The following is a 13,230-nucleotide window of genomic DNA, read 5'->3' as shown; positions in this document are numbered from 1 at the left end:
ACCTTTATTTTTCATTTTTTTATTCAGATGCGTCTTTTCTTTATTGCTTAAATAGGGAAAAGACAACGATGAATATTTTCTTTTTTTCTCGAATTCCTTGAGGATTGTATGGTGACAGATAATCCAAGAGCAGTTGATGATTCATCTATTCAAACAAAAGACCATCTTAATCGTGTGGTCTTTTATGTTTCAGCGCTCATAATTTTAATATTTTCATTAACCACGATTTTGTTTAATGATTTCGCCAATCACGTATTGAATACGGTTTTGGGTTGGGTCAGTTCTACATTTACTTGGTACTACTTACTTGCAGCAACGCTTTATTTAGTCTTTGTGGTCTTTATTGCCTGTTCTCGTTATGGCGATATCAAGCTAGGACCAAAACACTCAAAACCTGAATTTAGTTTATTGAGTTGGTCGGCGATGCTATTTGCCGCAGGGATCGGGACGGACTTAATGTTCTTCTCGGTGGCAGAACCTTTGTCTCATTATATGAATCCACCTGTGGGTGAGGGACAAACCTATGAAGCTGCGCGTCAGGGCATGGTGTGGACATTATTTCACTACGGCTTGACGGGCTGGGGTATGTATGCCTTGATGGGCATGGCTTTGGGCTACTTTAGCTATCGTTATAACTTACCACTGACCATTCGTTCTGCTTTATATCCCATTTTTGGCAACAAAATTGATGGTCCGATCGGGCATTCTGTCGATACGGCAGCCGTGATCGGAACGATTTTTGGTATTGCAACGACCTGTGGTATCGCTGTTGTTCAGATCAATTATGGTCTGCATGTTTTATTTGATTGGCCAGAAGGTTTATGGGTTCAGTCAGGTTTAATTTTATTCGCGGTCATTGTCACGATTATTTCGGTAACGGCTGGGGTCAATAAAGGGATTAAAGTTTTATCTGAAATTAACATTTATGTCGCGATTGGCTTAATGTTATTTGTTTTATTTTTGGGTAATACCGAATTCTTACTCAATGCTTTGGTACAAAACTTTGGTGATTATATTAGTCGCTTCCCAAGCTTGGCTTTAGATAGTTTTGCGTTTGAACAACCGACTGAATGGATGAATAGTTGGACCATTTTCTTCTGGGCATGGTGGGTGGCTTGGTCACCATTTGTTGGGCTATTTTTAGCGCGTATTTCTCGTGGGCGAACCATTCGTGAGTTTGTCTGTGGCACTTTAATTATTCCTTTACTGTTCACTATTACTTGGTTATCTATCTTTGGAAATAGTGCCTTATACAATGTCATTTTTGATGGCAATACGGCATTAGCACAAACGGTTCTCACTGATCCTGCACATGGTTTCTATGACCTATTGGCACAATATCCATGGTTTGCATTTGTCGCTGGGATTGCCACGATTACAGGCTTGCTATTTTATGTGACCTCTGCCGATTCTGGCGCATTGGTGTTGGGTAACTTCACCACCAAATTTTCCAATATTGACAATGATGCACCACGTTGGCTGCGTGTCTTTTGGGCGGTTGCTATTGGTTTACTGACCCTTGCGATGTTGATGGCAAACGGCATTACTGCTTTACAAAGCGCCACAGTGATTATGGGGCTACCTTTTAGTTTTGTGATGCTGTTGGTGATGGCGGGATTATATAAATCTTTACGCTTAGAAGACTATCGCAACGCCAGTCGTAGTCTCAATGCTGCGCCTGTGGTGGGTAATGTTGATATTCTGAACTGGAAGCAGCGTTTACGGCGTGTGATGAAGCATCCGGGGACAACCGAAACGCAGCATATGTTAGATACGGTGTGTCATCCTGCGGTGAAAACAGTTGCAGATGAACTGATTAAGCAGGGGATGCAGGTTGATGTGACCAGTACACCGCTAGAAGAAAACGATGCGCTGTATCATCTTGATCTCACGATTTATTTGGAAGAGGAACATAATTTCGTCTACCAAATCTGGCCTGTGCGTTATACAGCACCAAACTTTAGTGAGCGCGGTAAACGTGGTAAACAATTCTACTATCGTTTAGAGACCTTCTTATACGAGGGCTCTCAGGATAATGATTTGGCTGGCTATACCAAAGAACAGGTAATTAATGATATTTTGGATAAATATGAGCGGCATATGTCTTTCTTGCATATGAATCGTATTGGTCCGGGGAATCGCCTTTTGTACCCTGATTCACAGGATTAGTCATTGTAATAAAGAAAACCTCACAAATTTTGTGGGGTTTTTTATTGGGGTATTATAAAGCGCCGTACTGTTGCCATGTTTCACCTGTGTCATGAGCTGCGTATTTTTCTTTTAATTCATGTAAGGACTGAGCCTGATATAGCGCAAATACGATTAAAATTAAAAACAATCCAGCGAGTTTGATGAGCTTTTTGTATCGATAATTACCTGAATATAAATAGAAAATACAATAGAATGCTAAAATCAAATAAGTACAAAAAAGAGAGTTTAGTGCTAAATAAATCAGCAGCAAAGTCGTGAACAGTAACGCGGTTCGATTTTTAAAAGTGCTTGGTCGGAAACTCAATAAATTAAGTAGCAACAGACCCAACGAAGTCCAAAACAGATAAGCACTGCCACCAATAATCACAATATAAGCGGATTGGAGGCATAAAAGAACCAACCATACAAAGACGGAAAAAATAATAAATTTAGAGAGGCCAGAAGTTGCGGGTAACGAGTCTTTCATATGAATTAGATTACAAAATACCAAGCGCATGATTAGACGTCATAAAGATGCCCCGATAGCGGTGGCGCGTCCAAGTATGCTCTCGGAAAAGGGTAAATTGCAGTTGGGTTTATTGAATAACAATGTTGATAATGTCACACGTAGTCATCATAGTGAGAACCAAGACAAAAAAATACAGTTGTCTGGTAACAATGAAGAATAGCAAACTGCGAGGGCTAATGAGCACAAATAGCTTTTTTTAATCAAGTAATGTAACAGAAAAGTGCGGACTGTATATTGATGGTCAATACGCTCAAGTCTCGACGCGAACATGCTGTAAACATGGGTGATGTAGTAGAGCAAAGCAGGGCATACTCAATAAAAAAGGGATGAGTCGTAACTCATCCCTTTTGATTTATGTAGCGATTTATTTATTGAGCCACAGCTTCCGCTTGAGCTACTTTTTTAGCAGGAACTAAGTTCGCAGGCGTTGAGTAGGTTAAGCCTAATGTTGAGCTGGTGTAATGACGGATTTGATCTAACAACGCTGGATCTGTTGCAAGGTCTTGACCATAAGAACGAACGATCTCATGAAGTTTGCCATTCCATTCCCCAGCCGTTTGCTCAGGGAATGCTTTTTCTAGCAAGTTCAGCATGATGTACGGTGAGGTTGAAGCACCCGGAGAAGCGCCAAGAAGTGCCGTTACAGACTTATCTTCAGAGGCGAAGATTTCTGTACCAAACTGCAATTTAGCAGGTTTGCCCGGCTCTTTTTTGATGATCTGTACACGTTGACCGCCTTGGCGTAAGTGCCAGTCTTTCGGATCAGCTTCAGGGTAGTATTTTTTCAACTCATTGAAGCGATCTTCATCCGACATCAATACTTGGCTAACCAAATACTGAACGAGGTCAGCATTTTGCATCCCAATCGCTGCCATTGGCAACACATTGTTTTTGTTGGTCGATGCAAGTAAATCAAGTTGTGAACCATATTTTAGGAACTTATTTGAATAGGTTGCAAAAGGTCCAAACAAGACATATTTCTTACCGTCGATATAACGTGTATCAATATGCGGTACTGACATCGGAGGCGCGCCAAGATCCGCACGACCATAAACTTTGGCTGTATGCTTTTCAGTGATTGCAGGGTTATCGGTAACAAGGAATTCACCACCGACAGGGAAGCCTGCATATTGTTTTGCTTCTGGCAAGCCAGTCATTTGCAATAATTTAATGGCTGCACCACCCGCACCAATAAACACAAAACGTGTTTTGACATGGTTTACTTCACCAGATTTCAAATCTTTAAACGCAACAGACCAAGTATTGTCATCATTTTTGCTGATGCCAGTTACTTCAGTTGACGTTCTGAGTTTGAAGTTTGGATTTTTTTCCAGATGATTGACTAGCTGAGTTGTGATCGCGCCGTAGTTCACGTCAGAACCAACGTCCATACGTGTTGCTGCGATTTTTTGTTGCGGATCACGGCCATCCATCACCAATGGTGCCCATTGTTGAATTTCAGTTGGGTCTTCACTAATTTTCATGCCCGCGAATAGTGGTTCTTGAGTCATGGCTGCATAACGCTTCTCCATGAACTTCACATTGTCACCCCATACAAAGGCAATGTGTGGCACAGGGTTAATAAAGCTGTTTGGAGTACCCAATACACCTTGTTTCACTTGGTGCGCCCAAAATTGCTTTGCAATTTCAAACTGACTCGCCACATTGACTGCTTTAGAAACGTCCATCTTACCGTCTTTTTCTTCGGTATAGTTCATTTCCATAAAGCCAGAGTGACCTGTACCCGCATTGTTAAAGCCATTAGAACTTTCTTGAGCAACTGCATCAAGACGTTCATACATGCGAACGTTCCAATCGGGTTGTAATTCGTTGAGGTAAGCACCTAGAGTGGCACTCATGATACCGCCACCGATTAATACGACATCGACAGTCGGTTCGTCACTTTTAGTTTTGATTGCCTTAGACGTAACAGGTCTAAAAAGAAAGGCAATTGCGATAACGATTAGCACTAGAAGGAGTGCTAATAAGTATTTCCAAAATTTTTTCATTCAATTTACCTTAAAAATTAAATGACTCCCGATATGTTTGATATAGGGAGAAAAGATTTAAATGAGGATTGGCGCATTAAAGACACATCTGGATAGGTGAGTGCTTTAATTGATGTTGGAGACAATTTTGTGAATTTTACTTTAATTTGGATAGTATTTTTGTGTATTTAATGTTTCAAAATACGTGACTCATATCACTTTTTTAATTCTTGGTCAGGGTAACTTATCTGAATACTTTAGCTTTAGGGTTAAAGCACTTGGGAGAAAGTGAGTGGAGAGTACGAAGCATTCGCTTACATATCCTAGACAATGGTGGAAATTACATCCATGAAATTCGTGCATGTGTGTCTGTATTCAAAATTACTGAATTAGACGGATCTTAAACCTAAGTTTTGACTTAAGTTTCTTTAAACGCAGTAAATGTTATGTTATAAATACACCTTTATGTTGAAATGTTATAACATAACCTTTTGGCTTGGTGAGTTTTCCCGTGGTTAACGTTCAAGAGCCATCAGAGTGAATACAATTACAAGACGAATTGGTTCGGATTTTGATGGTGGAAAAAGAGAATTAGATGCTTTAAGTGCTTTACTTCTTTATAAAATCAATGATGAATTATTTACTTCTCTCTCGATTGAACATTCAAAAGATGATGGTAAGCATGACGATCAAGGCATGCCATATTTTCATTTTTGCTGAAAAACTTAACAGATGAAATCTATGCCACAACAGCAAGAAGAGATGCGCAAGTCTTTCTTGGGGAGGCTAGGGGTTTTGAATTGGGTCTGAAATATAAGTTTGAAAAACTAATTATTGATTACAAAGATATTTATCAATACTTGTCGCGAACTATATCGGTATTACAAGCATCTAGTGATTGGTTATGATCGCTAAAGTACAAACAGTATGCCATTTGTTCGTTAGTAGCCATCCAGTGTGAGCTTCACACTTTTGATTGAATAAAAGGGTTTCGAGTGAGTATAAACAAACTAAAGCTACCTTCTACTGTCATTGATTCTAGTGATTATGTGTTAGAGGCCAGTACAGTCGTTGCTGGTTATGGCAACAAAACGATTCTGCAACAACTAGATTTACATATCCGTTGTGGTGAGATTTATGCTCTGCTTGGTGCCAATGGTGCAGGTAAGACCACGACGCTGAGCTTATTTCTTGGTTTTCTTGCACCTCAAGCGGGGCGAGTACGTGTACAGGGTGTTGATCCGGTTACACAAGCTGCTGAAGCTCGACGTAATATTGCCTATATTCCAGAAAATGTTGCACTGTATGAGCATTTGAGTGCACGGGAAAATGTTGCTTATTTACTTGATTTAGCGGATCAAAATGTAAGTCAGGACAGTATTGACCAAGCATTGGCGGCGGCAGGGTTGGCTCAAGACGCTTTTGATCGCCGTGTCGGTGGATTTTCTAAAGGGATGCGTCAAAAAGTTGCGATTGCTTTGGCTCTAGCTCGTAAAGTACCAGCATTGCTTTTGGATGAGCCGACTTCTGGACTTGATCCGCAGGCAACGACTGAATTTAACCGATTATTAGGTGTGTTACGTGAACAAGGCGTTGCTATTTTAATGGTAACACACGACCTACTGAGTGCGGCTGATGTTGCAGATCGTATTGGCTTCTTGGATGCTGGACGTTTAGTTGAAGAGGTTGCTGCAACGGGTGTTGATCGCTTTGACGTACGTGCATTGCATCGTCGTTATGCAGGATATGAACTATGAGTGTTGTGAAGCGAATCGCCCGCGAAGAATGGCGCTATTTGTTTCGAAACCGAGTTGCAGTTTTTGGTTTGTTATTACTCTTGGTCTTAATGTTAGTCGCAACATTTAATGCTTGGGAACATCAAAATCAAACCAATGCTGAGCGAGCGCATTATCAGGCGCAGGTTAATCATGAATTTGAAGCCCAACCTGATCGCCATCCCCACCGAATGGTTCATTATGGACATTTCGTATTTCGACCACTCAATCCATTGGCCGCGTTTGATACTGGTATTGATGCTTATACGGGTAATACGCTGTTTTTAGAAGGGCATCGGCAGAATAGTGCAAACTTTGGTGACGTACGTCAATCCTCTTTGTTATTACGTTTTGGTCAGTTGACTCCTGCTTTTGTTCTGCAAGTGTTGGCACCACTGCTATTAATTTTTGTTGGCCATTCAGGGGTGGTACGTGAACGTGAATCAGGCACCTTGCGGGTTTTATTGGCACAAGGGGTGAGCGGTCGGCAACTGGTTATGGGCAAGTTGCTTGCACTTACTGGCTTTGCTGGATTGATCATTTTACCTGCACTTTTAGCGTTAGGCTGGATGGCGATGAGTGGGCAGACATTATGGTCATTCGTTTTGTGGCTTTCGGCAGGTTATATCCTCTGGTTACTCATATGGACTTTTGCTGTTGTATTGATGTCTAGCTTATTTGCACGTACCCGTGATGTGCTTTTAGCGATGTTAGCGGTTTGGGCTGTAATGGTCATTTTATTACCACGCTGGATACCTGATATTGTCAATACAACCATTGAGCTTCCAACCCGAATGGAAAATGAAATTAATGCACAACGTGAATATCGAGCATTAGGCGATGCGCATAATCCAGATGATCCGAAGTTTACTGAGTTCCGAGATAAAGTGTTAAAAGAATATGGTGTTACACGTATTGAGGATTTGCCAGTCAACTTTAAAGGCTTAGTCGGCATGGAGGGTGAACGTCAATCTACAGAATTGTTTAACCGCTATGCAACAGCAACGCTTGACTTGCAAGCACAACAAAACCAAATCGTTGATCGGTTTGGATGGCTCAGCCCAACATTGGCATTACGTCGTCTTTCGATGACAGCCTCAGGCACAGATTTAGATAATTTCCGTCGTTTCTTAGAGCAAGGAGAGCATTATCGTTACGACCTGATTCAAGGATTGAATCGGCTTCAAGCAGAAGCCTTAAGTTATGCGGACGATACTGATAAAAATAAGGAAAATCGTATTGACCACAAGCATTGGCAGTCTTTCCCAACATTTGAGTTTAAACCTAGAACAGTCTCTGAAACTGGGCAACAAATTGTACCTGCTGGCAGTATTTTATTGCTGTGGTTAGTCGCTCTCGCTATTGCCACATGGTTCCAAGCTAGCCGACTCGGGAGAATTGTACGATGAAATGGTTAATACATGAATGGCGTTTGTTTCAACGATCAACTCTCTCTATCGTGGCCATTCTCTTACTATTGGCTCTGACAACCATGTCGGTATGGTCTGGCTTAAAAGAAGTTGAACGGCAACACCAGACAATTGAACATTTAGCTTCTATTCATGAACAGGATGTAGCGGCCATAGCAGATCAATATGCCGATGCAGGGGATGTTGGTTATCCAGCGTATTATACTTTTCATAATACTTGGGATACACCGTCTGATGCTGCTTTTTTAGCGTTGGGATTACGGGATGCAGCGCCTTATGTGTTGCGAATGCGGGCTTTGGGTTTACAGGCACAGTTATATGAAGGAGAAGTATTCAATCCTGAATTGGCATTGTCGGGTCGATTTGATTTTGCATTTGTACTGATTTATCTGGTTCCTTTATTTGTGATCGCACTGTTACATGATCTGATCTCTGTAGAACGTCAGTCTGGTCGTTTAGGTTTGTTGCTCTCACTACCTGATGGAACACGTATTTGGCGACGTCGTGTTGCATTGCGATATGGTCTGCTTTTAACTTGCTTGGTTGTACCTGTGTTAATTGGTGCAGTTGTTGCGGGCACTGCATGGACGACGGTGAGTATGGTTGTATTCATCGTGGCAAGTTATTTGGCTTTTTGGGTTGGACTTGCGTTACTTGTTGCTACACGTGGTTGGCGCTCAGTAACCAATGCTACTGCATTGATGGGAGCTTGGGTGATGTTGACGTTAGTGCTCCCAACATTAGCGAATGTTACTTTGGTTCGAACTATTCCTGTCCATCAAGGGGTAGATTTAATGCTAGCACAACGTCAGATCGTGCATGGTGCTTGGGAAGTTCCACGAGAACAAACCATGCAACGTTTTTTCGCGAGTCATCCTGAGTGGAAAGATACTGCGCCTTTGGCAAAAGGCTTTCAATGGAAATGGTATTTTGCTTTTCATCAAGTAGGGGATGAGAGCGTGGCTGGGCAAGCACAGCAATATCGTGAAGGTTTGTTGAAACGTCAGGCATGGACTGATCGTATCGGATGGTTCTTGCCGGGTGTTGGTACGCAAGTTGCCTTACATCAATTTGCAAATACCGATCTACCTGCGCAATTGCATTATCAGGATCAGATTACGAATTACCATAAACAGATTCGAACGTATTACTACCCCTATTTGTTCCATGATTTGGAATTTAATTCTGCTGAGTTTGATGCACGACCTGTGTTTAAACCAGAGTCGCATGATGCTGGACCAATCCATATGCATACTTGGATTATGTTAATCCTTTGTTGGTTGATCGCAGGGTTGGGGATAAGACGTATCTACAATTGATGATTTTTAGGATAGATGGCGTAGTACGCCACGTCGTGATCTTGCAAACTTCGACTCCGATTGTTGACTTAAAAAAATAGAGCCTGATGGCTCTATTTTTATATGGACTGCTACCAATTTATTAGATATGAGACAGCCTCATTTTGAAGTTTGCGTGTATCTAGAATAAAGGTAGAAGATTTTTTGTAGAAAAGTTAAAAATTTAACTTTTCCATTATTTTTACTTCATATTTTCTAATAATTGATCTTGTCTAATAGTAAATATATTTTTTAAGTGATATAAATATCAAAATTTATAAAAATTCAGTGCAATAGGTTTTTTAATGGTTGGAAAATCAACGGATAATTATTCCGCAGGTGAACAAGGACTTGGTTATATTTATCAGCCTAGATTTGCCTTACTTCAGCTATTAAAGTTACCAGAGGAAACATCCTTTTTGATAGAAAAAGATGATGATTTAGACTTTCTTGATCAAAATGGAATTAAAACTTTATCTTCTCTTAAGCACAAAGCTATTGGTGAAAGACTGACTGATTTGGATACGGATTTTTGGAAATCTATTCGAATATGGCTTGCAAGATATAAGCGTGATGATCGCATCAACTCAAATTTACGTTTTTATTTATTTACAACGAGTTCCATAGGCGAAAGTTCTTTTTTAAATAAATTCTCATTTGAAAAATTGAATAAACATATTAAGGAATTTGAAGAGACAGTTTCAGAAGTTGAAGAGGCTATTTCTAGATCTAAATCTAAACTTATTAAGGCTATAGCTCTTGAATTTAATGAGTTAAAATATTTTGAAAAAACAGATTTTCTTTCGAGAGTCATTATTTTTGATAGTGGCCCAAGAATTATTGATATTCCCCATATAATTAAAGATCAACATATGAGGTCTATTCGTCCTGAATACAGGTCTAGTATTTTTGAGCGGCTCGAAGGATGGTGGAATGATCTAATAATTGATCAGCTTAGTGGAGTTAAGCCTGACGCAATTTATGGTTTTGAAATTTCTGACAAACTGCATCAGATAGCTGAGGAATATAGAAGTGATAACTTACCAATTACATTTAGGGATAAATCTCCAATCCAAGAAATCGATGTTGAAAATGATAATAGGTTATTCGTAATTCAATTAAGAGAAATAGGAGTTGCTTCAAATCGTATCCGTAATGCTATTTTAGATTATTACCGTGCATTTGAGCAGAGATCATCATGGGCACGTGAAAATATTTTAATCTCAGGTGAAATAGAGAGTTTTGAAGATAGATTGGTTGATGAATGGAGTCGTTATAAAGACGTTGTATTTGAAGATTTAAATGAGAGTGATGCCGAAGATGTACTTAAATCAGCTGGTAAAAATGTTTATAGATGGGCTGATTTAGAAAGTGGAAATATTCATTCATTACGAATTAGAGAACGTGTAACAGAACCTTATGTTATTAGGGGCGGTTTTCATATTCTTGCTAATAACCCTTCAAATGTACGAATTTTTTGGCACCCACATTTTATGGATAGACTTGGTGAAATTTTGGGAATTTCTAAATGAAAAGATGGGATCATCGCCCGTTTGAAATAAAAAATCTTTTTAATCCAGCTTTTTGTGGGTTGATCTTATATAGGGCAATGCAAGCCTACGAAGAAGTTGATTCAGATGGAATGCCATTTTCATTAGCCTTATTAGTGCTTCCTTTATGCTTACACAAAGATACACGTGAAATTATTGCTGCTAATCCAAGAAGTTATTTATTAAAAATTGTTAATGGACATCCTCAAATTTTAATAAATTTTGCACAAAGGGCTAGAGATTTAATGCCTTACACACTTGAAGCGCTGGGATTCTTAATGGAAAGAGGATGTTTTAGTGTTTCGGAAATGGGATGTTTAAAATCAATGCCGGAGACAGTGAGAAAAACTATATCAGGTTCTTATGAAACAAAAGCTTGTCAACGTGTAGCACGTTTAATAGGAAAAGAATTTTCTCATATTGGTGACAGAGCTACGATTTATACAACATTTGGGGTTAGACCATGAAAATAAAATCTGTTCATATTTATAGTCATGATGGTCGAGTTCGTAGCCTTAAATTTAATGTAAACGGTTTGAATATTATTACTGGGCGTTCATCTACTGGAAAATCAGCACTCTCAGAAATTATTGAGTATTGTATGGGGCGTTCTTCTTTTAATATTCCAGAAGGTGTCATTCGAGATAAAGTTTCATGGTTCGCTGTAATTTACCATTTTCAATCTGAGGAGGTATTGGTTGCTAAACCTGCCCCCTCGAAAGGATATTCGAGTTGCCGTACAGTAATGATGAGAAGAGGAAATAATTTAGAAATTCCCAATTATAAGGATCTGGTGGTAAATACTGATGATGAGACTGTTGTTACCTTATTGTCTGGATTATTGGGGATACCTGAAAATAGGACTAATGTAGCTTTAGAACATACTAGAAATAGTTTTGATACGAATATTAAGCATACTTATTATTATCTTTTCCAGAAACAGAGTTTCGTAGCTAATAAAGATCAGCTTTTTTATAGACAAAATGAAGCTTTTCAACCTCAAGCTATTCGCGATACATTACCTATCTTATTAGGGATTTCTTCAGATCAACGCTTTGAGGTCGAGGCTAGAATTAGAAACTTACGAAGAGAACTTAAATTAAATGGTAAATTATTAGAACAAGCTAAAAATGATAGAGATGTTTTTTTAGAAAAAGGTTTGGGTTTTTTATCTGAAGCTAAAGCTGTGGGTGTTATACATTCCGACACCAAATATTCTAACCTTGAAGACTTAAGAGATATTTTAAATAAAATATTGGATTGGAGACCTAATTCTATTACAGAAGATACTGGAAATATTATTTCTAGCTTAGAAAATGATTTGCTCGAACTAAGAAAAACACGTAAGGGTATTCAATCAAGAATAGATTCTGCACAACAATTTTCTAAAAAAACAGTGACGTTTGAACAAGAAGCTAATGAGCAAAAAAGTCGATTAGAATCAATAAAGGCTTTGCCTCGTAATCCAGAAACAAATGAATGGCAATGGCCATTCTGTGAGAATAATTTATCATTAGATTCTCCTATAGCTAAATTATTGCTTAATGAGCTTGAGTCTCTAAATCGTGAAATGAATCAAGTGGGTGCACAGAAGCCTAAGTTGGAAGCATATTTAGTTGGATTGAAAAATGAACTACAAGAAGTTGTTGAAAATATAAACTTAATTGAGTTGCAATTGTCTAAAGCAATAGAAGCTAATGAGTTAATGGAAAAAGCGAAAACACGTAATAATGCAGCACTACGTGTTATTGGAAGAGTAAGTCTTTTTTTGGAAAGCTTAGTTTCTAATACAGATATAGTTCTGCTTGAATCAGAAAATCAAAGATTAAAACTAAGAATTGAAGAACTCATGCAGAGTTACGTGGGTGATGATAGTAATGATCGTTTTATTTCAATAATGAATAATATTTCATCTCAGATCTCGAAATATATAGTTAAATTTAAAGCAGAGTTTTGTGATTTTCCCGTAAGGCTTGACCTATCTGTTCCTACAATAATTTTTGATAGACCTGATAGACCTGTTCCAATGAGTCGAACAGGTGGGGGAGAAAACTATTTAGCTTATCACTTATCAGCACTGTTGGGTTTACACTCATTCATGGTAAAAAATGATAGACCAGTTCCTAGATTCCTTATGATAGATCAACCTACGCAAGTTTATTTCCCATCAGAAAAATTGTATCAAGAAGCTGATGGAACAGTACAAAAAACTGAATTAGATGCTGATATTAATGCTGTTAAATTATTATTTACATTATTGTTAGAGTTTACTCAAAAAGAAGTCCCTGGATTCCAAATAATAGTTACTGAGCACGCAAATTTAAGAGATCAATGGTTTCAGGAGTGTTTAGTCGAAACTCCTTGGACAAAACCACCAGCGCTTGTTCCTGATGATTGGCCTAATTTATAAGTTTCCACATTTATAATGTAA

Annotated in this window: 11 protein-coding genes; 9 read left to right on the top strand and 2 right to left on the bottom strand. The window is 38.9% G+C overall.

All coding sequences use genetic code 11. The features are described 5' to 3' along the window. Window positions 1-108 precede the first annotated feature (108 nt). Window positions 109-2,169, top strand: a complete 2,061-nt coding sequence (locus tag MMO38_RS06095) for a choline transporter (protein ID WP_005198325.1) — start codon at window positions 109-111, stop codon at window positions 2,167-2,169. Window positions 2,170-2,221: 52 nt separating this feature from the next. Here MMO38_RS06095 and MMO38_RS06090 read toward each other — a convergent pair whose 3' ends face one another. Then, window positions 2,222-2,677 (bottom strand): hypothetical protein, encoded by a 456-nt coding sequence (locus MMO38_RS06090; RefSeq protein ID WP_241322949.1) that lies wholly within the window; start codon window positions 2,675-2,677, stop codon window positions 2,222-2,224. A 28-nt stretch (window positions 2,678-2,705) separates the two neighbouring features. On the opposite strand from MMO38_RS06090, the gene MMO38_RS06085 reads away from it, so the two are divergent. After that, complete coding sequence (locus tag MMO38_RS06085) at window positions 2,706-2,879, top strand: hypothetical protein (RefSeq protein ID WP_241322923.1); 174 nt, start codon at window positions 2,706-2,708, stop codon at window positions 2,877-2,879. Window positions 2,880-3,087: 208 nt separating this feature from the next. On the opposite strand, the gene mqo is transcribed toward MMO38_RS06085, so the two are convergent. After that, the gene (mqo, locus tag MMO38_RS06080; RefSeq protein ID WP_241322922.1) at window positions 3,088-4,728 is read right to left on the bottom strand and encodes a malate dehydrogenase (quinone); all 1,641 of its coding nucleotides are present in this window, start codon (window positions 4,726-4,728) and stop codon (window positions 3,088-3,090) included. A 516-nt stretch (window positions 4,729-5,244) separates the two neighbouring features. Between mqo and MMO38_RS06075 the strand changes: the two genes are divergently transcribed. The 7 genes from MMO38_RS06075 (at window position 5,245) to MMO38_RS06045 (ending at window position 13,209) form a co-directional block, all read left to right on the top strand. After that, window positions 5,245-5,427: a hypothetical protein gene (locus MMO38_RS06075; protein ID WP_241322921.1), complete on the top strand. Its 183-nt coding sequence runs from the start codon at window positions 5,245-5,247 to the stop codon at window positions 5,425-5,427. Window positions 5,428-5,702: 275 nt separating this feature from the next. Next, a complete protein-coding gene (locus MMO38_RS06070) occupies window positions 5,703-6,464 on the top strand; it encodes an ATP-binding cassette domain-containing protein (protein WP_004669846.1) in 762 nt (253 codons plus the stop codon). Further along, a complete protein-coding gene (locus tag MMO38_RS06065) occupies window positions 6,461-7,891 on the top strand; it encodes a DUF3526 domain-containing protein (RefSeq protein WP_241322920.1) in 1,431 nt (476 codons plus the stop codon). Before MMO38_RS06070 ends, MMO38_RS06065 begins: the two co-directional genes overlap by 4 nt. Then, on the top strand, window positions 7,888-9,231 hold the full coding sequence (locus tag MMO38_RS06060) for a DUF3526 domain-containing protein (protein WP_241322919.1): 1,344 nt from the start codon (window positions 7,888-7,890) through the stop codon (window positions 9,229-9,231). Before MMO38_RS06065 ends, MMO38_RS06060 begins: the two co-directional genes overlap by 4 nt. Before the next feature lie 323 nt (window positions 9,232-9,554). Further along, window positions 9,555-10,781 carry an ABC-three component system protein gene (locus MMO38_RS06055; RefSeq protein WP_241322918.1) on the top strand — a complete coding sequence of 409 codons (1,227 nt, stop codon included), beginning with the start codon at window positions 9,555-9,557 and terminating at the stop codon, window positions 10,779-10,781. Continuing rightward, window positions 10,778-11,266 (top strand): three component ABC system middle component, encoded by a 489-nt coding sequence (locus MMO38_RS06050; protein ID WP_241322917.1) that lies wholly within the window; start codon window positions 10,778-10,780, stop codon window positions 11,264-11,266. The genes MMO38_RS06055 and MMO38_RS06050 overlap by 4 nt, the downstream gene beginning before the upstream one ends. After that, window positions 11,263-13,209 (top strand): DUF3732 domain-containing protein, encoded by a 1,947-nt coding sequence (locus MMO38_RS06045; RefSeq protein WP_241322916.1) that lies wholly within the window; start codon window positions 11,263-11,265, stop codon window positions 13,207-13,209. Before MMO38_RS06050 ends, MMO38_RS06045 begins: the two co-directional genes overlap by 4 nt. Window positions 13,210-13,230 lie beyond the last annotated feature (21 nt).

This window comes from Acinetobacter sp. NIPH 1852, from assembly GCF_022549455.1.
Lineage (GTDB): Bacteria > Pseudomonadota > Gammaproteobacteria > Pseudomonadales > Moraxellaceae > Acinetobacter.
Note: the sequence above shows the minus strand (reverse complement) of the source record. Positions and strands in the feature narration are given on the sequence as shown.